This is a genomic window from Psychrobacillus sp. FSL H8-0484 (genome assembly GCF_038005325.1).
Classification (GTDB): domain Bacteria; phylum Bacillota; class Bacilli; order Bacillales_A; family Planococcaceae; genus Psychrobacillus.
Map to the genome: position 1 here is coordinate 1,430,476 of NZ_JBBOSZ010000001.1, position 22,520 is coordinate 1,452,995.

At 37.4% G+C, this 22,520-nt stretch carries 15 protein-coding genes and 1 pseudogene; 13 read left to right on the forward strand and 3 right to left on the reverse strand.

All coding sequences use genetic code 11. The features are described from left to right. Nucleotides 1-22: 22 nt before the first annotated feature. Together MHH81_RS06590 and MHH81_RS06595 are read left to right on the forward strand one after the other, a co-directional pair. Nucleotides 23-415, forward strand: a complete 393-nt coding sequence (locus tag MHH81_RS06590; RefSeq protein ID WP_445678127.1) for an AlkZ-related protein — start codon at nt 23-25, stop codon at nt 413-415. A 46-nt stretch (nt 416-461) separates the two neighbouring features. Beyond that, a pseudogene (locus MHH81_RS06595) lies at nt 462-686 on the forward strand (AlkZ-related protein); the annotation flags it as partial. Between the two features lie 300 nt (nt 687-986). Here MHH81_RS06595 and MHH81_RS06600 read toward each other — a convergent pair. After that, a complete protein-coding gene (locus MHH81_RS06600) occupies nt 987-1,550 on the reverse strand; it encodes a membrane lipoprotein lipid attachment site-containing protein (protein WP_340919312.1) in 564 nt (187 codons plus the stop codon). Nucleotides 1,551-1,754: 204 nt separating this feature from the next. Between MHH81_RS06600 and MHH81_RS06605 the strand changes: the two genes are divergently transcribed. The 3 genes from MHH81_RS06605 to cyoE all read left to right on the forward strand — a co-directional run bounded on the left by MHH81_RS06605 (nt 1,755) and on the right by cyoE (nt 6,287). Then, nucleotides 1,755-3,221: a protein adenylyltransferase SelO gene (locus MHH81_RS06605; protein WP_340919314.1), complete on the forward strand. Its 1,467-nt coding sequence runs from the start codon at nt 1,755-1,757 to the stop codon at nt 3,219-3,221. 561 nt (nt 3,222-3,782) lie between these two features. Next, complete coding sequence (locus MHH81_RS06610; RefSeq protein ID WP_340919315.1) at nt 3,783-5,048, forward strand: M48 family metallopeptidase; 1,266 nt, start codon at nt 3,783-3,785, stop codon at nt 5,046-5,048. Nucleotides 5,049-5,390: 342 nt separating this feature from the next. Beyond that, complete coding sequence (cyoE, locus tag MHH81_RS06615; RefSeq protein WP_340919317.1) at nt 5,391-6,287, forward strand: heme o synthase; 897 nt, start codon at nt 5,391-5,393, stop codon at nt 6,285-6,287. Between the two features lie 68 nt (nt 6,288-6,355). On the opposite strand, the gene MHH81_RS06620 is transcribed toward cyoE, so the two are convergent. Further along, nucleotides 6,356-8,965: a cation-translocating P-type ATPase gene (locus MHH81_RS06620; protein WP_340919318.1), complete on the reverse strand. Its 2,610-nt coding sequence runs from the start codon at nt 8,963-8,965 to the stop codon at nt 6,356-6,358. A gap of 874 nt (nt 8,966-9,839) precedes the next feature. On the opposite strand from MHH81_RS06620, the gene MHH81_RS06625 reads away from it, so the two are divergent. After that, nucleotides 9,840-10,895: a nitric oxide synthase oxygenase gene (locus tag MHH81_RS06625; RefSeq protein ID WP_340925148.1), complete on the forward strand. Its 1,056-nt coding sequence runs from the start codon at nt 9,840-9,842 to the stop codon at nt 10,893-10,895. A gap of 408 nt (nt 10,896-11,303) precedes the next feature. Here MHH81_RS06625 and MHH81_RS06630 read toward each other — a convergent pair whose 3' ends face one another. Beyond that, a complete protein-coding gene (locus tag MHH81_RS06630) occupies nt 11,304-12,503 on the reverse strand; it encodes a CynX/NimT family MFS transporter (RefSeq protein ID WP_340919320.1) in 1,200 nt (399 codons plus the stop codon). Nucleotides 12,504-13,653: 1,150 nt separating this feature from the next. Between MHH81_RS06630 and MHH81_RS06635 the strand changes: the two genes are divergently transcribed. From MHH81_RS06635 to mutL, 7 genes are all read left to right on the forward strand, one after another. Then, on the forward strand, nt 13,654-14,448 hold the full coding sequence (locus MHH81_RS06635) for an ABC transporter ATP-binding protein (protein WP_340919322.1): 795 nt from the start codon (nt 13,654-13,656) through the stop codon (nt 14,446-14,448). Continuing rightward, nucleotides 14,441-16,063, forward strand: coding sequence for a hypothetical protein (locus MHH81_RS06640; protein WP_340919324.1), 1,623 nt, complete (start codon nt 14,441-14,443; stop codon nt 16,061-16,063). The genes MHH81_RS06635 and MHH81_RS06640 overlap by 8 nt, the downstream gene beginning before the upstream one ends. A 16-nt stretch (nt 16,064-16,079) precedes the next feature. Continuing rightward, the gene (locus MHH81_RS06645; RefSeq protein WP_340919326.1) at nt 16,080-16,664 is read left to right on the forward strand and encodes a nucleotidyltransferase family protein; all 585 of its coding nucleotides are present in this window, start codon (nt 16,080-16,082) and stop codon (nt 16,662-16,664) included. Further along, entirely contained in the window at nt 16,661-17,242 is a 582-nt protein-coding gene (locus MHH81_RS06650; protein WP_340919328.1) for a hypothetical protein, read from the forward strand. The genes MHH81_RS06645 and MHH81_RS06650 overlap by 4 nt, the downstream gene beginning before the upstream one ends. A gap of 254 nt (nt 17,243-17,496) precedes the next feature. Continuing rightward, complete coding sequence (gene cotE, locus MHH81_RS06655; RefSeq protein WP_340919330.1) at nt 17,497-18,048, forward strand: outer spore coat protein CotE; 552 nt, start codon at nt 17,497-17,499, stop codon at nt 18,046-18,048. Between the two features lie 83 nt (nt 18,049-18,131). After that, nucleotides 18,132-20,696 (forward strand): DNA mismatch repair protein MutS, encoded by a 2,565-nt coding sequence (mutS, locus tag MHH81_RS06660; RefSeq protein WP_340919332.1) that lies wholly within the window; start codon nt 18,132-18,134, stop codon nt 20,694-20,696. A gap of 22 nt (nt 20,697-20,718) precedes the next feature. Then, nucleotides 20,719-22,512, forward strand: coding sequence for a DNA mismatch repair endonuclease MutL (gene mutL, locus MHH81_RS06665; RefSeq protein WP_340919334.1), 1,794 nt, complete (start codon nt 20,719-20,721; stop codon nt 22,510-22,512). Nucleotides 22,513-22,520 lie beyond the last annotated feature (8 nt).

Below are 22,520 nucleotides of genomic sequence, written 5' to 3' on the forward strand. Positions count from 1 at the left end.
TGTTTTAAGGGGGCAATAAGTGATGGAATATAAAGTGAAAACATATGAAGAAGCTATAAAAGTAGTTGAGGAGATAGGATTACTTCCACTCGCTCCTTTAATACCTGGCTTTCCTTCTTTACATGGCATCACCTCACCAGACTCTTGGCATTCCGATACAGAGTTAGATCCTTGGATTTGGAGAACAAAATTTCCTACTGATGGTATTGCAGGGTACGGGAAGTTTATGAAGAAAAAATCCATCTTAGTATCTCGTCAGTTACTACCATATGTAAAAAAAGTTCTTGGCTACACTGAATCGGTTGAAGATCGTTATTTTGATGGTATGGTAACAAAAGAAGCATTAACTATCTATAAGTTGATTAGACAAGAAGAGGGAATTGATACGAGGGTACTAAGGGGGGTTAACTCATAAGGATCAAAAGAAATTATTTGAAAATGCTTTATTAGAGTTACAAGGAACAATGGATATTGTCATTTCAGGTACACAAGACAAGAAAAATATAGAGGGAGAAAAGAATGGCTGGAGCAGTACAGCTTTTGAGACGTATGATTCTTGGGCAAGCAGAAATAAAATTGAACGTATCGACATGGAAAAAAAAGCGGCAAGGGACTATCTGTTAGGTCATTTTATAGAAGTGAGTAGTGAGGAGTCCGTTAAATCACTTCGAAAAATCCTGTCTTAATAAAAAGCTATTTAAAATTAGGCTGTTGTTTTTTAGAAGCATATATTTTGTGACGAAAATCCGTGAGACTCCTGTGGAAAAACGGGGTGCCAAGACCCCATAGCGAGTTTACAGGAACAAATCCTAAGATCGCCACATCCATGTGGCAACAACATCCTGTTGCGCCGAGGAGGCTTGGCTGTTCGTCCGCGGAAAGCGAAAGCGAGGGGATTTTCGTCCATAACAACAGAATCGTTTAACAGAGGTTAACTAGCAATTGGTGGACACTAGGTTTGACCAACTTAACATAAATTGTATTGCTTATTCGACGACTGTAAAAATAATGTTAGCTTCTAATTCTACTTTATTTAGTGTTGGATTTTCTCCCACTGATAATTTAGTCATCGCTTTAATTTCATATTTCCCCGGGGAAAGATTCCCTTTTGCAACTTCCCTATATTCATCGTCACTATAAGGCTCACCAGGCATCCCCTCATGATAGCTTCCACCAGAAAAAGAATAAACAGTTTTATAAGGCTCGTTTTTCTTAAAATCCTCGATATACAAAGGTGTATTCATAGCCCACCCGAATTGATAGTCTTTCGTTAAATTTGTCGTTTCAAATAATATTGGCGTTCCGCTATGTGCCACTGTAACCGTGTCTGTTTCTCCCTTATAAGCAAGCGTAGCAGTGATTTCTAATGGCTCGCCAACTTGGTATTCTTCCTTTTCTGTTCGCACTGTCAAAATGAACTGTTCGTTCTCGCTTATAGTTTCTGTGATGTTTCCCTTTTCACTCGGTACTTGCTCTTTAACGATAGGTATTTCAGTATTACAACCACTCAACAAAAAAATGATTAACAAGAATGAAATACATTTCTTCATAAATACCCACCTTTATAATTCCTTTAAAATATTTGACGTGATATTATCCATAATGTTACATCGAAGTACCTGAAATCAACTAACCTAAAACAGGTAAAGTGTATCTTCGTCTAGGAAGGGTATAATAAAATAGAAGAAGTAGATGATAAATTGAACTGCTAGAAGTATCACCATTTTATTCTATGACGGAGAAAGGAAGATATTATGTCAAAAGAGAACACTACTGGTTGGAACATAGAAAACAGTTATGCTGGTCTTCCGAAATTACTGTTTACGACTATGGACTTAAATCCTGTACGCTCACCGAAGTTGGTCATCCTCAATAATTCTTTGGCAACATCTCTAGGTTTAAATACCAAGGCACTAGAAAGTGAACGAGGTGTGGAGGAGCTTGCAGGTAATCATCCACCAGAAGATAGTTTGCCTCTTGCTCAAGCTTATGCAGGTCATCAATTCGGACATTTTAATATGTTAGGGGACGGCCGTGCTCTACTACTTGGCGAGCAGATTACTCCCCAAGGAGACCGAGTTGATATTCAGCTAAAGGGTTCAGGTAGAACGCCATACTCTCGCGGGGGAGATGGGAGAGCAGGACTTGGACCGATGCTTCGTGAATACATAATTAGCGAGGCGATGAATGGACTTGGTATCCCTACAACACGCAGCCTATCCGTGGCGACAACCGGTGAATCCATCATTCGTGAAATGGAACAACCTGGTGCAGTTATGGCTCGAGTTGCTGCAAGTCATATTCGAGTAGGAACTTTTCAATTTGCTGCAAATTGGGGAACTATCGAAGATCTTCGCGCTTTAGCAGACTACACGTTAGAAAGACATTATCCGGAGATTGATGAAAAAGAGAACCGATACCTTTCACTTCTGCAAGAAGTAATCAAGCGTCAAGCCGAGTTGATTGCCAAATGGCAACTGGTTGGGTTTATTCATGGGGTGATGAACACGGACAATATGGCCATTAGTGGAGAAACTATTGATTATGGTCCTTGTGCATTCATGGATATATATGACCCTAAGACAGTATTCAGTTCTATTGATAAACATGGGCGCTACGCCTATGGTAATCAGCCTAATATTGCCGGTTGGAACCTCGCTCGATTTGCTGAAAGCTTGTTGCCTCTTATACATGAAGAACAAGAGCAAGCAATAAAGCTGGCCGAAGATGCGATGACAAATTATTCCGAGTTGTATCAATCTAACTGGCTCAAAGGTATGAGAGCAAAATTGGGGATTTACAATGAAGAGACAGAAGATATTTCCCTTATTGAGGACCTTCTTTATATGATGGAGAAATATAGCGCAGACTATACGAATACATTTCGAACACTAACCTTAGATCAGTTGGAGGATACGGACCTATTTGCTACTCCAGAATTTATAGATTGGTACGAGATATGGCAAACGAGATTGAGTAGACAGAAGGAATCCAAAGACTTATCAACTGAGTTGATGCGGAATAGTAACCCTGCTGTAATTCCTCGTAATCACCGTGTAGAAGAAGCACTTGACGCAGCAGTGAGTCAAGGAGATTATAGTCTGTTGGAGCAGCTAGTTGATGTACTTAGAATTCCTTACGCGTATACTCCTGAACAGAATGAATACAACACACTCCCATCGGAATCCAACAGTCGTTACCAAACTTTCTGTGGTACATGATGATTTACCCATAAAGTGAAGCAGGTGTAGAAAAACGAGTCTTTTTCTACACCTGTTTTTTGTATACTTTTTATTAAACTACTATTTTTTGTAGGCAATTGATTGTAGTGAAAGACGGCGACTCCAGCGGGAATAGCATGAGCTGAAGGCCCCGCAGGAGCGAAAGCGACGAGGAGACTGAAGCCATGCCCGCGGAAAGCGTCCGTCTGGAACGGAAATCAATACATTGGAAAAGGGACCATCTCTCAGTCACTATATGACTTTAAGGACAGCCTCTTTGTTCCTATAAGCTCCTTGCGGGGTCTTGGCAGCCTGTTTTTCCACAGGAGTCTCGCGATTTTCGTCAACAAATATATTCTCCTAAAAATCGCTCCGTAAATGACGTAGTTAAGTCCATTCCAAAGGAATACGGAAACATCTATGAACAGGTTTTGTGTCTAAACGATGCTATGCGCTTTACTTATTTAGATAGTAGGGAAAAAGCAAATTGAAGCAATTGGTTCTATCTTTCTTGTTTTTGATTACACTAAATGTAGGACAGAGAATGGAGGTGAAGAGGATTTGGCGAAAAAATGGGGAATTACAGCACTTTTACTTTTTGGGGTATATGCGTTAGGGATGTATTTTTATATCTTTCATAGTGATAGTGGGGGTATACCAACAGCTTTGAAAGGGACTGTTGCAGATCCACACGTCTTTATGTCGGAGCGTGAATTGTACCTAAGTGAGGAGTATTCAAAAATAAAGAATTTCCTCTTTTTTGTAGCAGCACCGTTTGAATGGCTTATCTTATTTTTTATATTGATTACTGGGATTTCTCAAGCGTTTGAAAGATGGATCCCTTTGCAAAACAGATGGGCAATTTGGCAAAATGCAGTCTATTTATTTTTACTATCTTTACTTATGTTTATCGTGTTATTTCCTTTAGAATATTACAGGTATTCTTTAAGTAAATACTATGGGATTAGTACCCAAAATTTCAATTCTTGGATGCGCGATAATGTCATTGAATTTTGGGTTAACTTCGGAACAACTGTAGTGATTGTGACCGTTCTTTATTGGCTTATTAATAAAAGCACAAAGAAATGGTGGCTTAACGCATGGTTATTAATGATTCCTTTCTCCATTTTCCTCATGTTTATTCAACCAGTATTAATCGACCCACTATATAACGATTTCTATCCACTAACTAATAAAGAATTAGAGACGAAAATTTTGTCGTTGGCTGAGCAAGCAAATATTCCAACAGAGCAAGTGTATGAAGTAAATATGGCGGAAAAGACAAATGCGCTAAATGCCTATGTTACGGGGATTGGGAGTAATTCTAGAATAGTGTTATGGGATACGACGTTAAACCGCTTATCAGAAAATGAAATTCTCTTCATCATGGCTCATGAGATGGGGCATTATGTGGAAAAACATATTTATTTCGGAATCGCTGGTTATATATTAACGATGCTTGTTGGGCTTTGGTTAACAGCGAAACTAATGCGTAGGATCATCGCCCGCCATGGACGTGTATTAAAAATTAATCGAATAAATGCTATTCACTCGCTTCCATTGTTTTTACTTATTACATCTTTTCTGTTATTCGTTTCAAGTCCACTTTCCAACTACATATCTAGATATCAAGAAACGAGAGCTGATCAGTATGCTATAGAGCTAGTAGTCGACCCGGAGGCTGCTGTGAGCACTTTTCAAGAACTTACGAAGGCTGGATTAAGTGAAGTAAATCCTCCATTACTCGTAAAATGGTTTCGATATTCTCATCCAACCATGCTAGAAAGAATAACTAAGGTAGCTAATGAAATAGGAAAAGAAGAGTGAGGTAAGTTAACAGAAGCGTATTAGCTAAAAGAGATTATAGGGAATCAAGCTATTGAACATATGTAAGCGTCAAATAATGCCCGCCTAGCGACTAGGTGGGCATTATTTGACGTTGACGTGATTACGTGCATTTTTTTGTTGAAATTACTTTAAACACTCCAACAAATAGATTCAATTCAGAATAGTGTATGAGTTGTGCGAGGGATACCTGGTGGATATGTCAGCAGATTGCCACTTTGTAAGGGTGGCGAATTCAATAATTCTGTTATATTTAGAAGAGTAACAATATCGAGAAATAAGAAATGTCGTACAGGAAAATGAAGGAGTGTTAAACTAAACAACATGCAAAAGCAATCTAACTTTAATTTATGGGCAATGGCTCTAAAAACAGGTATTATTAAATCTAATTTAATTCCGATGGTAGCAGGTCTGATGCTAGCTTTATACACATATGAGTTAAGTTTCCGAGACAATCTTTCGAATATTGTTTATGCAATTTTAGGAACGGCGGCAGTAATTGCTGCTGCGGGTTCTTTTAATAATTTGTACGATCGTGACATTGATGTTGTGATGCAGCGTACGAAAAATCGTCCCACCGTAACAGGTGAATTATCTCCGAAACTTATCTTGGTCGTTGGAATCACTTTACTTTTAATCGGAATTGGATTACTTGCATTAACGACACCACTTGCATCATTCTTAGGTTTTCTCGGAGTATTTTTCTATGTTGTACCCTATACAATTTGGACGAAACGCCGTACCATTTGGAACACAGAAGTTGGCAGTATTTCAGGGGCAATGCCACCACTTATTGGTTGGGCAGCAGTAGCACCAGATATTTGGCATCCTGCAGCGTGGGCATTATTCATTATCGTCATGATTTGGCAAATGCCGCACTTTTACGCGATTGCTCTTCGGAAAAAGGATGATTACGCTGCAGCGAATATCCCAATGCTTCCTGTAGTAAAAGGTGAGCGTCGTACGTATATTCAATCCAACATTTACTTAGTACTATTAATATTAACGAGCTTCTTATTTTTACCCCTTAGCTTAGGGCTCACATTTGTTTCGGTTATTTTAGGTGCAATTTGGCTATCGATGAGTATTATGGGCTATCATAAGAAGGAAGGGAAGAAATGGGCGAACCGTATGTTTGTATACTCTTTATTCCATATGATGTTCATTTTTGGCACTGTCATTATTTATGCTGCTATAGGATTAATATTAAACGAGCATTGAGTTAGAAACCTTGTGTCACGAACAATTCAGAATAATTTCTGAGTTATGCATGACACAGGGTACACTAACTATTTTGTACTTCTCACGAACAATAGTTTATACCACTGATTAACTAGAAAAGGCATACAAGACAAGCTATAAATAATAACTAGTTGTACTCCACTTAATGTCGCGACTTCAAACACACCTGTAAGCGAAGGGATAAATAATACTAAATGTAAACATAAAAAACCTATTAAAAATGCTAGCCAAGTATATTTATTCGAAAATACACCAATTGTGAAAATCGATTCTTTCGATCTGGAGTTGAAGCCATGTACTAATCTGGACAAACATAATGTGGTAAATGCCATTGTAGTTGCTGTCAGAGTATCTCCTGTCTGCAATCCGATTCGAAAAGCAATAATCGTAGAGATAGCAATTAATAAACCTTCGAGCATCACTTGTATAGTAAACTTTTTATTTAATAACGGGGTTTGAATGTCTCTAGGCTTGTCCTTCATTGTATTTTTATTATTCGGCTCTAAACCTATTGCAATTGCTGGCAGACTATCGGTAAGTAAGTTAATAAATAATAGATGCACAGGTGCAAAGGGAACGGGTAAACCTAATACGGTAGCATATAAAACAACAAAAATAGCACCTGTATTCCCTGATAATAAGAATAGAATGGCGTTTTTAATATTCGTATAAAGGCTTCTTCCATTCGAAATTGCTTTGACGATCGTTGAAAAATTATCATCTGTTAAGATCATTGAGGATGCATCTTTCGCTACCTCGGTACCAGTTATCCCCATCGCTACACCGATATCGGCTTGTTTTAAGGCTGGGCCATCATTGACACCATCTCCGGTCATCGCCACGACATGTCCCTTTTCCTGCCAAGCTTTCACGATTCGAATTTTATGCTCTGGTGTCACTCGGGCATAAACAGAGATATCTTGAACCTTTTCTTGTAATTGTTGATCAGTTAATCCTTCTATTTCATAGCCTTCAATCGCTTCTGAAGGATCATTTAAAATACCAATTTGTTTGGCAATTGCAGTTGCTGTTATTTTATGGTCACCTGTAATCATAACTGGTTTAATACCAGCTTTTATACAGCTTTCAACAGATGCTTTTGACTCTTTTCTCGGAGGATCCATCATTGCAATTAATCCGACAAAGATTAAATCTCTTTCACCCCAGGCATCGATTGATTGATGTACCTGTATATCTTTGTAAGCTATAGCTATTACTCTTAATCCATTCATCGAAAAATCACGATTCACTTCTTCAATTTTGTTACGATGTTCTTCCGTTATAGTACGTACACCTGTAGAAGTTTCGATTTTCGCAATCTTAGGTAAAAGAACATCAACTGCTCCTTTGGTAATCATCATTGATTGAAGATTAGACCGATGCACTGTCGTCATTAACTTTCTGTCCGAATCAAAAGGAATTTCCGCCACTCTAGGATTGTTGCTTCTTACGATTAACTCATCAAGACCGTACTGCTTCCCTAATTTTACGAGTGCGATTTCAGTAGGGTCACCGATTTCTATATTATCTCTTTCCAAAGCATCATTACATAATAATGCCATTAAGATAAGATTTTTTTCAATTGCAATTTCTGTATTTAGTTGATCTTTCGGAATGACTTTTTGATCAGTATAAACTTGTTGTACAGTCATCTTATTTTCGGTTAATGTTCCCGTTTTATCTGAACAAATAACCGATACACTTCCCAAACTTTCGACAGCATAAAGCTTTCGTATAATGGCATTCTCTTTCGCCATTTTCTGTGTCCCAAAAGCCAGTACAATGGTAACAATCGAACTTAATGCTTCTGGAATTGCTGCAACTGCCAGCGAAACAGCAAACATAAACGACTCTACTAACTCCCTCCCCCGAAAAAGATCAATCGTGAAAATAGCTACACAGATCATCGTGATCCCCAAAGCTAAATTTTCCCCAAAATGATCTAGACTTACTTGTAAAGGTGTTTTCTTTTCTTTCGCAGTATCCAGTAAATTTGCTATTTTTCCGATTTCTGTTTCCATTCCAATAGCTGTAACAATTATAGTACCACGGCCAGTAGTGACAAAACCCCCAGTGAAAACCATATTCTTTTTGTCCCCAATGGATACATGATTTTCATTGATTGGTTCGGTACTTTTCGCAACAGCGAATGATTCACCTGTCAGCGAACTTTCATTTATATGCAGATTATGGCTTTCTAATAATCTTCCATCAGCATTTATATAATCACCAGCCACCAAATAGAGAAGATCTCCAACCACTATATCTTCTGAAGAAATCTCTACTATCTGATTATTTCGCATCACTTTTGCAACTGGAGTGGTCAAAGCTTTCAGATTATCCAAAGACTGTTCTGCCTTCACATGCTGTACAGTACCCAGGATTGCGTTTAATATAACGACAATCATGATTACAATAGTACTTCCTACTTCACCTAATAGAAATGAAATGAAAGCAGCGATGATTAATATTATGACTAATAAATCCTTAAACTGTCCAAAGAAAACGGCGAATGTACTTGTTCTTTTTCCTTCCACCAATTTATTAGAACCGTATATTTTTTTTCTATTTTGGACGTCATAATCATTCAAACCTTGATTTGTGACGTCCAATCTCTTCATGATTTCAAGTGATGATTGTTGATGATATTCTAACATTCGATTCTCCTTCCAGTGTGCAATTATTAGACTATCAACCTAATTAAAGATAATCTCAGCAGATATACTACTTGCTATTGAGTCTCGGAAAACTCGAATAACTCAATTTCTATTGACAATCAGAATGGAAGGAAGTAGCTAAAATCGGCCCATGAAGTAGGCGCCTTTTGGATTGTACTTTATTATGCAGGTATCAAATCACTTGAATATATTTCCGAAAAATAGCATTCGAATAAGCATTTCAATTTTGTTCTCTATATATTCCACCTCCATTAACTATAACAATATTATTCCTTGTTCTATTCCAGTATGATAATAAGTGATATAGAAATTAAATTATTTGTTATATAGGTGAAAATATATATATATTATAGATTCACTATTACACTTGAATTAATTTCATCCATTTTGTACGCATTCATGTGCTCGTGCCATCTAACATAAAGCAAATGAACGCCACTCTGGAAATTAAAAGACTGTTGCTGCACATAATTTTTATCTTCATCGGGGGTTAAATAGTTAATTGCTCCGTGTATTCTTTTGCGACTCTACCAGCTTTCAGTATATAAAAAGAGTGAGGAGTTTGCAGTTTCAAAGGTCGAATACCGGTTTCTATCTACTTATCTTTTTCAATGTAGCGAGAAGGTATATGACTACATCAGTTCATCTAAATCTGAAGCCATTTTTTAAACCTACAAATAATTTAATGTTTATTACTAAAAATTCAGAATAGTTTTCAGGGTGTGCGTAACACAGGGAACGCTTACTATTTGTAACAGTGTCATAAATTCCTCACAACTTTTGGAGGGTTGGTACTTGTTTGGCTTGGCGTCTTTCTACTAAGATGGAAGGTGTAGTGGAAGGGACGAGAGGTATGTTAAATGAAGCGAAAGCGTTTATACATCTTTTTTATAAGGAAACAGGTAGAGATGAACAAGAAATGGTTGCTCGATTAAAAGAGATCGAGGAGCAGATTTATATAAATGGTTCCTATGAACATACGACAGAGGAGCTAGCATACGGTGCTAAAGTGGCGTGGCGTAATAGTAATAAATGTATTGGTCGTTTATTTTGGCAAAGCTTAACCGTTATAGATAAAAGGGAACTACATACAGAGGAAGTCATCTTTGAATCTTTACTGGAACATATAAAGTTTGCCACCAATGAAGGGCGAATCAGACCGACGATTACGATATTTTCACCACAAGATGTCCGTGTTTGGAATCATCAGCTGATTCGTTATGCAGGATATGAGACGAAGGACGGAATTATTGGAGATTCCGATTCGATTGCTTTTACAAAAGTATGTGAGGAACTTGGTTGGAAAGGAAACAGAACAAATTTTGATGTCTTGCCACTCGTCATTCAAGTAAAGGATCGACCTGCAAAAATTTTCGAAATTCCTGAGCAATATATATTTGAAGTTCCTATCCGTCACCCAGAATATAATTGGTTTCAAGAACTACAATTGAAATGGTATGCAGTGCCGATGATTTCCAGCATGAAACTTGAAATTGGTGGCATTACTTATGCAGCTGCTCCATTTAATGGATGGTATATGGGTACAGAAATCGGTGCACGTAATCTAGCAGATGATTACCGCTATAACATGTTGCCGACGATTGCACAGCATATGGGGCTTAACACAAAATCGAATGCTTCTCTATGGAAGGATCGTGCACTAGTTGAGCTGAATGCAGCGGTTTTACATTCTTTCAAAGAAGACGGGGTCAGTATTGTAGATCACCATACAGCAGCACAGCAATTTAAGAAATTTGAAGAGATTGAAAAGGATGCAGGGCGTGATGTCACTGGAAACTGGACATGGCTTATACCTCCAATGTCACCAGCAACCACGCATATCTTTCAAAAGCCATACAATAATGAAAAGATAACACCTAACTATTCTTATCAACCTTTACCATATTAAAAAGGGGCTATCCAATAAGCCCATAAATTGAAGCAGGTGTAGAAAAACGAGTCTTTTTCTACACCTGCTTTTTGAATACTTTTTACTAAACTACTATTTTTTGTTGGCAATTGATTGTAGTGGAAGACGGCGACTCCGGCGGGAGTAGAGTGAGCTGAAGGCCCCGCAGGAGCGAACAAAGGAACAAAGGCTATGAACGCCACCTAGTGTGGCAACGCCTTTGTGACCAACATCCTGTTGGCCTGAGGAGCCTGAAGCCATGCCCGCGGAAAGCGTCCGTCAGGAAGGGAAATCATTACATTGGAAAAGGGACCATCTCTCAGTCACCATATGACTTTAGGGACAGCCCCTTTTTTAATATAAACAAGTGCAGTCTAAAGCCTCCGCAAACGGCTGAGCACTTTTATCTTAAGTTTCTTCGGTTACATATCGATCTCTACTTGCATGCATTCCTGAAAAGAATAAGAGTACAACGGTTACGATAAACAAAATAATAGATGTATGCCAGCTTCCAGTTGCATCGTGAATATAACCAAAGAAAACTGGGCCAACTGCTGCTAAAAGATAACCGATTGATTGTGCTGTTCCAGAAAGCTCAGCGGCCTCCATAGGCGTTCGAGAGCGAAGAGAGAAAAACATCATGACCAGACTAAATGACGCACCCCCTGCTAAACCAAGGAAAATCATCCATACAATTGCAAGCGAATTACTACCTACTAATAATCCAATGAAACCGATTAAGTACAAAGCCGTATATACTACTACAAGTATTCGCTGATCTTTTAAGCGCCCCGCAATGATTGGTGTAATAAAAGTCATTGGCAATTGAGCGAATTGCATAATGGACAACATCCACCCAGATTGATCTGCTTCCATACCTTGAGATTGTAAAATATCAGGTATCCAAGCAGCAGTCGTATAAAAAATAAGAGATTGAAATCCCATACATAATGTAATGGTCCATGTTAAGGGAGAAGCTAGAATCGACTTAGGTTTGTCTATTGTAGTTTCAATCTGTGATTCTGTCATTTCTTTTCTTTTCTTAATTTGGGGAATCCAAATGATGCTAGCAATGATGGCAAAAATGGACCAACAGCCTAGTGCACCTTGCCATCCATAAATTGTGCTTTCAGCAATAGGATAACTTATCCCAGCACCTATTCCAGCAGATAGATTCATGGAAACTGTGAAAATCGCAGTCAATAAACCAACCTGTAAAGGGAATTTTAGCTTTATTAAACTCGGCAATAAAACATTTCCAAAAGCAATGGCAATTCCGATTAACGAAGTTCCAATAAGTAAGAAAGCTGTAGTTCCTAAAGAGCGAATGATAATGCCCGCTGCTAATAATAAGATAGCGTAGAACAAAGTCAATTCCATTCCAAAACGGCGCGCAATTTTAGGTGCAAATGGAGAAATAACTGCAAATGCTAAAAGAGGAATGGTTGTTACAAATCCTGCAAGTACGTTAGAAATAGCTAGTCCATCTCGTATGTATGAAATAATAGGTCCAACGGAAGTAAGTGGGGCCCTAAGTGTGGAAGACACAAAAATAATTCCGATTATTAATAATAGGATGCTTCCTTTTCTCTCCTTAATAGTTGCCAAGGGAATTCCCTCCTCACATAAAAAAATTGTTAGTCAGTACTAGAAAATCCTACACTCTTTAATAGAAAAGTTCAATAGAAAGATATTAAGGCACAGGTGTTGATTATCCAATTTGCACCATTAAAATTTCACAAGAAATGCGCAAGGAACCCATTTTGCACTTGTACGTTTTTGGTTCGCTTTGGGCGATATGATCGCTACACTATTTTCGATAATCCTGTTGTGGATATTTGTCCGTTACGTACCTACAATGCTCAAAAGAAAACCGAAATTGATTTGGAAAATGAAAGAAGAGCTACCTTTCTATTCAGAGTGGAAGTGCCCGAAGATGCAATTTCGGGCACTCATCACTTTCTATCATGCGTTCGTTGCTTATTTTTGCGAAGCCAATTGAAAAGGTGGAAATACGATAGAGAAGGACTGAGCGGCCAAAATTGCATCTTAGGCTGCTTATTGTATAAATAGGAAAGTGGCTATTCTTTCATTTTCAAAAGCTTTTGCACTTCTATTACAAGTAGCTATGGAGAGTGACGGACGAACGAGTACCACACAATTATCGAAAAAATGGGGCTGGCCAATAAGACCATCAATTGAAGCAGGTGTAGAAAAAAGAGTCTTTTTCTACACCTGTTTTTTGTTTACTTTTTAATAAAACTACTATTTTTGTAGGCAATTGATTGTAGTGAAAGACGGCGACTCCAGCGGGAATAGCAGATGTTTTCTGCACCGAAAGCGAAGCGGCAGGTGCATGAGCTGAAGGCCCCGCAGGAGCGAATAAAGGAACGAAGGCTAAGAACGCCACCTCGTGTGGCAACGCCTTCGTGACCAACATCGTGTTGGCCTGAGGAGACTGAAGCCATGCCCGCGGAAAGCGTCCGTCTGGAACGGAAATCAATACATTGGAAAAGGGGCCATCTCTCAGTCTATGTATGACTTTAGGACAGCCCCATCAAGAAAACCAGGTAATAGTGTAGAACTCGTTCAGTTCCAAGCACTCCAAAAGCACCTATGCATAGAGTGCCTCAAGGAATACTCATCTAGCGATATATTTCCTTGGATAGTGAGAATATACAAATTAATTAATGTATAATTAGGATAGAAAGTGAATTTTTGGAAGTTAACATGTTTTTAGTAGAAGAGGGGGAACTTTATGAGAAACGAAAAGGTTTTATCATTAGTAAATGTATCGAAAAGCTTTGGCAATAAAAAAGTGTTAAATGGGGTCAATTTAGATGTGTATAAAGGTCAAATCATTGGCTATATTGGACCAAATGGTGCCGGTAAAAGTACGACCGTTAAATTAATGCTAGGTTTAATAGAAGGCCATAGTGGCATTATTGAAATTTTTGGGGAAAACATTATCAAAAGTGATTATGCTTATAAAAAGAGAATCGGCTATGTTCCTGAAACAGCAGAACTATATGAAAATTTAACGGCTTTTGAATATCTGTCCTTTACAGGAGAGTTGTACGGTTTAGCAACTGAGGATGCGGAGAAAAAAGCGTATGAATTAATGAAAGAATTTGGTTTGGAAGCTGCATTTCATCAACGACTATCTTCTTTTTCAAAAGGGATGAAGCAAAAAGTATTAATTATTTCTAGTTTGCTGCATGATCCAGATTTATTGTTTTATGATGAGCCACTAAGTGGACTTGATGCAAATAGTGTGATGGTCATTAAAGAAATACTTGCTCAGCTTGCAAAACGTGGGAAGACAATCTTTTATTCCTCTCATATCATGGACGTAGTTGAGAAGATTAGTAATCGAATCGTTTTATTGGTAGACGGCCAAGTAGTAGCAGATGGAACTTTCGAAGAACTAAAAATGCAAAATAAAGAGGGGTCACTAGAGGGAATTTTCAATCAATTAACAGGTTTTACTGAGCATGAACAAATTGCGGAGAGGTTTGTCGACCTAGTTAGCGAGGGACATAACAATGAATGATTTTATTTCTCTTCGAATATTAGATCGTCTTAAAGGCGTTTTTCATAAGTTAAATATCGACTATGCCGTTATGAGAAAGATTATTCAGTTGAAACTTACTATGGATAGTAGAAGAATGCCAGCTATTTTCAGTGGGTCTAAGGTAAAAAAAGAAGGAAATCAGTTTCTAAAATCATTGTGGTTGTACGCTTTTTTTGGACTTCTCTTTTTGACGCCTCTTCTATTTTTAGGAAATGAGTTTCTTTTTTCACTTTCTATCATGTTTAGCGTTTTATTTATTATATTAATGACATCTATGGTTTCTGATTTCTCGGCCGTCTTACTTGATATCCGGGATAAAAATATTCTCCATCCTAAGCCTATTAGCGGAAAGACATTAAATGCAGCGAAAATCGTTCATATTCTGATTTATATGATTCTCTTGACAGGCTCATTTGTAGCAATCCCTTTGATCGTAAGTATATTTAAGCATGGTATTGTATTTGCGCTCATATTTTTAATAGAAGTTATTCTCATTAGTAGTTTAGCTGTTGTATTAACTGCCTTTATCTATTTATTTATACTTCGTTTCTTTAGTGGAGAAAAGCTAAAGGACATTATCAACTATGTGCAAATTATATTAGCAATCGGAATGGCTATTAGTTATCAACTAATAGGTCGTGTATTTGAAATTATTAATATAGAGATTTCATACACCTTTGCATGGTGGCATACTGCATTACCTCCTATTTGGTTTGCTGCCCCGTTTGAATTGATTCTAAATAAAGATTTCTCTACTCATATTATTGTGTTATCACTGCTTGCTTTGTTAATTCCAATTATTGCAATTGTACTTTATATTCGACTGATGCCAGCTTTTGAAAGAAATCTATCGAAATTGCAAAGTGATGCTAATAGAAAGAAAAAGAGGAATCGTAAAATCGAGGAGTTTTGGGCGAAGATTTTATGTAGAACGAAAGAAGAACGAACTTTTTATAAGTTTTCTTCTCTCATGTTGAAGGAAGAGAGAGAGATAAAACTAAAAATGTATCCACTGTTAGGCTTTGCGTTTATCTTTCCATTCATATTTTTATATAATAACGTAAGAATGGATTCATATGAAGAAGTGATAAAAGGAAATTCTTATATGGTTATCTATTTTGGCTTGATAATGATTCCTTCTGTTGTTCAAATGCTCCAGTTTTCTGGTAACTATAAAGGACAATGGATTTTCTATGCGGCTCCTATTCGACATAAAGGACTTGTATATAGCGCAACTTTAAAAGCAAGTATAATTAATTTCTTCATTCCGATTTTACTCTTATTAAGTGTGATATTTCTTTGGATGTTTTCTGTTCGAATTTTACTTGATTTGTTTGTTATATTGCTTGTCGCAATAGTTCTGACGCTTATTTCCTATTTGATATTTGATAAAGACGATTATCCTTTTACTAATTCACACGAGCATACGCAAGATGGTAGCACTTTAAAGGTTTTTGGAAGTATGTTAATAGTTGGTTTATTGGCGGGGTTGCATTTTGTGGCTTCGATACTCCCATACGGACTAGTTGGATATGCAATAATCCTTCTTCTTGGACTTATTATCGGGTGGAAAGTGACTTTTTCGAAAAGTTGAGGAAGGAGATGGAAGTATGAAAACCCATACAGAAGATGATATATGTAGATGGATAAAAGCAGATGAATGGATGATGGACATATTAAAGGCTGCAAAAACATTAGATCTCCCGGATTGGTGGATTTGCGCCGGGTTTGTCCGTTCGAAAATTTGGGATGTGTTACATGATATTGATGAGAGAACCCAAATAGCAGATATTGATGTGATTTATTTTGATCCTACTAACACAAATGAATTAGTGGACAAGAAATTAGAAGAACAGCTACAAAGAAGGATGCCAAAAATTCCTTGGTCTGTGAAAAATCAAGCAAGGATGCATGTAATAAACAATCTCCCAGCCTATTCCTCTGCAGTTGATGGCATAGCTAATTTCCCAGAGACGGTGACAGCGCTAGGGGTGAAGTTAGACAAAGAAGACAATCTACTATTGACTGCCCCACATGGAATAGAGGATGTCATACATTTACATGTAAACCCAACACCTAGATTTCGGATGAACAAAGAATTAACAGCTATTTACAAGGAACGAATTTTAAAAAAGAATTGGGCATCTATTTGGACAAAGCTTAAAATTAACTTTATAGATGGGGTGAATAAATGAAACGAATTTTGATTTTATTTACTTTAAGCCTACTATTTTTATCTTTATCTGCTTGTAATGAGGAAAATACACTTGCAGAAACTGAGTTATCAGAACGAGAACAAGTATTAATTTCTAGTGTAAGTGATCAATCCTTTGTATTTGATTTTCAGACTGGAGAGGAATATAAACAAATCACTATATGGGTGGATAAATATGAATTCGGAGAACTCGTGGATGAGAAAATTAGCGAGATGACAACGGATATTGAACATAATGGAACGATTATTTTTACAAATTCTCCTATACCAGATGAACGAATTGAGACGATTTTTACTATAATCGTTTCAAGTGATAAAGGGTCAAGTAGTAGTAGAGTGGTGCAAAAGTTAAAATCAACAGAACAAAGTACATGGGGAAGTAATCCGATGGAAAATATTCCGTTAGAGGAGACTGCGACTTTAGCCAGTATTTCGTATGCAAACGGACATGGAAGGAGTTCACTTTCTTCCGATTTTTATACAGATTTGGATAAGCACTTAAATGAAATCAAAGAATATGATGTGGTATATGTACTCAAAAGTAAATTTCATAAATAATAACAGGAAAGAGGTATCTCAATTAAGATAGCTCTTTTGTTATGGAAAAATAATCCTGTACAAGACAAAACAATACCTGAACCACACAATCGGTACATGAAATACAAACAGAAAACGACAAATTAAGTAAAATATCCTTTTATTCGATTCGTGTAACCTGCAAACGCTGAGTACGCAAAGAATTTTTTTAAGAGATGAACCGATTGGGCTAATGGTGCATATGATGTTATGACTTGAATACAAGGAGGAAAAAAATGAAACACTTACGACAAATAGTGACGAAAGCTGTTGTGGCTAAAGGGAAAAAGAGAACGGAATCCTGTGAAATTCTTCGACCACCAAATGCGCCATCCAGTATTTTAGGCTGCTGGGTGATTAATCACACTTGTTCGTCCAAGAAAGTTGGGAAATATGTAGAAGTAACCGGAAAATTTGATATCAACGTTTGGTACGCACATCATGACCATTCCAAAACATCTGTTTTTACGGAAACTATTAATTACAAAGACAGAATAAGATTACATTACCGCGACAAAGATTCTACTGGTGGAGAAGTACATGTGCGTGTTATTCAACAGCCAAATTGTACAGAAGCAATTATTATTGCCCATGGAACGCAATTCCAGGTAACAGTAGAAAGAGAGCTACTTGCAGAAGTAGTTGGCGAAACAACCGTAGTTATTCAAGTGCATGATACGGATTTTGAAGAAGAATGGGCAATTAATGAAGAAAGCTCTTCTAGTTCTTCTAGTTCCTCCAGTTCATCAAGCTCCTCTAGCGATCAACACGGTTCCTCATCACTTTAACAAAGCCGGCCAGTTCTTCCGGCTTTTTTTTTATGTAAATTTGTTATAATAGCTATAGAGTAAAGAAGAGAGAAGGATAGAACATGACAACACATACTCCAATGATGCAACAATACTTAAATATTAAAAAAGACTACATAGATGCTTTTTTATTTTTCCGTTTAGGTGATTTTTATGAGTTATTCCATGATGATGCTGTAAAAGCGGCTGCTATATTGGAAATAACCTTAACGAGCAGAAAGGATAACATTCCTATGTGTGGTGTACCGCACCATGCTGCACAGAACTACATTGAAACACTTATTAGTAAGGGACATAAAGTGGCCATTTGTGAGCAAGTGGAGGATCCAAAGCAAGCTAAAGGTGTTGTGAAAAGGGAAGTAGTACGTCTCGTAACGCCTGGAACGCTAATAGAAGGAAAAGCAATGCACAATAAAACCAATTACTATATTGCTTCTGCCGATTTAATATCTCCCAATGAAGTGGCTTTTTCCTATTTAGATGTTTCAACAGGAGATGGTTTTACTACGATAATAAATGGAGACGAGAAAGAGGTCGTGCAGGAATTATTGTCCCTACAGGCAAAGGAATTAATAGTAAGTGAACAAATGTATGTATTGATTAATGATACATCTGCCATGCATGATTTTACATTATCAATTGAACAAGAAGAGTTAAGTGATCATGAGACGGCAAAATATGTGGAAAATCATCCGATTGAAACGCATCGAACAGTAAAACGCTTATTACAATACATTCAAAAAACGCAAAAACGTTCTTTGTTGCATATACAGCCTTTTACATTTCAACAAAGAGATTCCTTTTTAGCAATGGACTATCATTCCAAAAGAAATTTAGAGCTGATTTCTTCCATTCGAAATGCCGATCAAAAAGGTACATTGTTATGGTTACTCGATGAAACAGTAACTGCCATGGGAGGACGAAAGCTAAAGCAATGGATTCACCAACCGCTAGCAAATAAAAAAGCGATTGAAGCACGCTTAGAAATCGTCACCAGTTTTTTAGATGATTTTATGTTAAGAGAAGAAATAAAAGAATCATTTAAAGAAGTGTACGACTTAGAACGATTAGTCGGGAGAATTGGATTTGGTAGTGCAGGGGGAAGAGACCTTGCACAACTTAGACAATCACTATCTAAAATTCCATTGATTAAACAGCTTTTATTGGAGTCGACGAATGACGCATTAAGAGCATTAGGCGAAGTGATAGAAGATTGTGCAGATATTTGGAGAAAGTTAGAAGAAGCGATTAGTGAAAATCCCCCAATAGCAGTAAAAGATGGTGGAGTGATTAATAATGGTTATCATGCTCGCTTAGATCAACTTCGAGATGCATCAGTCAACGGGAAAAAGTGGATTGCGGAACTGGAACAAAAGGAAAGAGAGCTTACAGGATCGAAAAACTTAAAAATAGGGTATAACAGAGTATTCGGCTATTATATAGAGTTAACAAAATCCAATATCCATTTTGCGGATGAAGCAAGATATGTGAGAAAACAAACACTTGCAAATGCGGAACGCTATATTACAGACGAATTAAAAGAAAAAGAATCACTTATTCTTTCTGCTGAAGACGAAAGTTTAGTATTAGAATATGAGTTGTTTACTCAATTAAGAGAAGAAATTAAAGCCTATATTCCTCGTGTGCAACGATTAGCTAAACAAATAAGTGAGCTAGATGTGTATATAGCATTTGCACAAGTCTCGGAAAACCACAGGCTTACAAAACCTGTATTCCATGAAACAAATGCGATGATTATTAAAGAAGGAAGACATCCTGTAGTTGAAAAGATGATGAACAATCAGCTATACGTACCAAATGACTGCGTTTTAACAGAAGAGGAAAATATGCTTCTTATTACTGGACCTAATATGTCAGGTAAAAGTACTTTCATGAGACAAGTCGCGATAACAGTTATCATGGCTCAAATTGGTTGCTATGTACCAGCAGAATCTGCAACTTTACCAATTGTCGATAAAATATTTACTCGAATCGGTGCTGCCGATGATTTAGCTGGTGGGCAAAGTACGTTCATGATTGAAATGATGGAATCACAACATGCAATTACAAATGCAACAAGTAAAAGTTTGCTTCTTTTCGATGAAATTGGGCGTGGAACTTCTACGTATGATGGGATGAGCTTAGCGCAGGCCATGATGGAATATATTCATGACAATATTGGGGCAAACACCCTATTCTCTACTCATTATCATGAGTTAACTGATTTGGAACAAACGCTATCTAAATTACGTAATGTACATGTTTCCGCTACAGAAAAAGATGGTAAAGTCGTATTCCTTCACAAATTAAAGGATGGCCCAGCAGATAAAAGCTATGGGATACATGTTGCTGAGCTTGCCCAACTTCCAGAAGAAATTATTACAAGAGCGCGAGAAATACTAGAGACGTTTGAACTGCAAGAGAAAAAAGAACCAAGCCAAGATCAAGTAAATGATACACAATTGTCATTCTTTGATGAACAGATGGTACAGCCAGTCGAACCTAAAGTAGAGGTAAACAAGTCTGCTGACAAAATAGTGAAAAAGCTAAAAAAAATAAATATATCAGGAACAACTCCACTCGAAGCATTACAGCTTTTATATGAGTTGCAAAATGAACTTGAATAACCTAAAAGGCAGGTGAACAACAATGGGACAAATCATCGTAATGGACGAGCTTCTATCCAATAAAATTGCGGCGGGAGAAGTAGTAGAGCGCCCGGCCTCTGTCGTAAAAGAGCTAGTAGAAAATGCAATTGATGCGGAAAGTACATCAATTGAAATTATATTAGAAGAAGCTGGTTTAGCAAAAATACAAGTGACCGATAATGGAAAAGGAATGGACGAGGATGATGCTGTCCAATCCTTTGCTAGACATGCCACATCGAAAATCACTACCGAGCATGATCTATTTAGAATCCGTTCTTTAGGATTCCGCGGGGAGGCTCTTGCGTCTATTGCTTCTGTTTCCAAGATCAGTTTATGGACATCAGACGGAAAAAATATGGGAACGAAAGTGGAACTGGAAGGTGGGAGAGTACTTTCTTGTACACCTGCTCCTATTCGAAGAGGAACCGATATTGTCGTAAAGCAGTTGTTTTTTAATACACCTGCACGCTTAAAGTATTTAAAAACAATCCAAACAGAACTAGGTCATACAATTGATTTGATTAACAGATTGGCACTTAGTTTTCCGTCTATTGCATTTAAGCTTACGCACAATAACCAAACCATTATTCAAACAAGTGGAAGAGGAGATTTAAGACAGGTTCTAGCTTCTATTTATGGCGTATCCAATGTGAAAAAAATGGTAGCCTTCGAAAAAGAGTCCTCTGATTTTCATATTTCAGGATTTGCGACACTACCAGAGATTACGCGTGCTTCGAAAAATTATATGACGATACTTGTCAATGGACGCTGGGTTAAACATTATGGATTAAATAATGCGATTGTGGATGCTTATCACACATTACTTCCAATTGGCAGATATCCGATCGTTGTTTTAAACATTGAAACAGATCCAATGTTGACGGATGTGAATGTGCATCCGGCGAAGCATCAAATTAGGTTAAGCAAAGAAAAGGAGCTAATGGAACTTGTAAGACAAACCATTCGTTCCATTATGCACCGGGTGCAACAACCTCCTAAAGTTACCGAAAAACCTGTAGAAAAAAAACAACCAAGTGTGCAATTTGATTTCTTTAAACAAACCTATCAGGTGCCAGAGCCGCCGAGTATTCCAAATATGGTAGAACCTGTGGAATCAACGATTGTATACGAGGAGAGAGAACCCCTTCAAGAAGAAGTGCTTGTTGAAGATTATGTAGAATATGTGGAAGAAATTGTGGAGGAAAAAAAGCCATTTCCGGATTTACATGTAGTAGGACAAATTCATGGAACATATATTGTTGCGCAAAGCAATGATGGTTTTTATCTCATTGACCAGCATGCAGCACAAGAACGCATAAAATATGAATTTTATAAAGAAAAAGTAGGCGAAGTGAATGCAAGTGAACGACAGGCTCTATTACTTCCACTTACGTTCCACTATTCGTTAGACGAAGCGTACCGAATCAAAGAATCGATCGAAGAATTAACAGATGTCGGTATATTTTTAGAGGAGTTTGGCTCCTCCAGTTTCGTAGTAAGAGAGTATCCAACTTGGTTTCCAAAAGGGCATGAAACAAAAATTATTGAAAGTTTAATCGAACAAGTACTAACGAACCGAAAAACAGACATTAAAAAGCTAAGAGAAGAAGCGGCTATTATGATGAGCTGTAAACTATCCATAAAAGCTAATCACTATTTGACAACAAGGGATATGGAGCAGCTACTAGAGAGCTTAAAAAATGCAAAGCATCCATTAACTTGTCCACATGGTCGACCAGTTATCGTTCATTTTTCTTCATATGAAGTAGAGAAGATGTTTAAACGAGTTATGTAGGAGGGGTC

Excerpts from the sequence above, each read along its gene's own strand:
- MHH81_RS06620 (WP_340919318.1), bottom strand. The coding sequence starts at position 8,965 with ATGTTAGAATATCATCAACAATCATCACTTGAAATCATGAAGAGATTG.
- MHH81_RS06645 (WP_340919326.1), top strand. The coding sequence starts at position 16,080 with ATGAAAACCCATACAGAAGATGATATATGTAGATGGATAAAAGCAGAT.
- cyoE (WP_340919317.1), top strand. The coding sequence starts at position 5,391 with ATGCAAAAGCAATCTAACTTTAATTTATGGGCAATGGCTCTAAAAACA.
- mutS (WP_340919332.1), top strand. The coding sequence starts at position 18,132 with ATGACAACACATACTCCAATGATGCAACAATACTTAAATATTAAAAAA.
- MHH81_RS06590 (WP_445678127.1), top strand. The coding sequence starts at position 23 with ATGGAATATAAAGTGAAAACATATGAAGAAGCTATAAAAGTAGTTGAG.
- cotE (WP_340919330.1), top strand. The coding sequence starts at position 17,497 with ATGAAACACTTACGACAAATAGTGACGAAAGCTGTTGTGGCTAAAGGG.
- MHH81_RS06650 (WP_340919328.1), top strand. The coding sequence starts at position 16,661 with ATGAAACGAATTTTGATTTTATTTACTTTAAGCCTACTATTTTTATCT.
- mutL (WP_340919334.1), top strand. The coding sequence starts at position 20,719 with ATGGGACAAATCATCGTAATGGACGAGCTTCTATCCAATAAAATTGCG.
- MHH81_RS06600 (WP_340919312.1), bottom strand. The coding sequence starts at position 1,550 with ATGAAGAAATGTATTTCATTCTTGTTAATCATTTTTTTGTTGAGTGGT.
- MHH81_RS06640 (WP_340919324.1), top strand. The coding sequence starts at position 14,441 with ATGAATGATTTTATTTCTCTTCGAATATTAGATCGTCTTAAAGGCGTT.
- MHH81_RS06605 (WP_340919314.1), top strand. The coding sequence starts at position 1,755 with ATGTCAAAAGAGAACACTACTGGTTGGAACATAGAAAACAGTTATGCT.
- MHH81_RS06635 (WP_340919322.1), top strand. The coding sequence starts at position 13,654 with ATGAGAAACGAAAAGGTTTTATCATTAGTAAATGTATCGAAAAGCTTT.
- MHH81_RS06625 (WP_340925148.1), top strand. The coding sequence starts at position 9,840 with ATGTTAAATGAAGCGAAAGCGTTTATACATCTTTTTTATAAGGAAACA.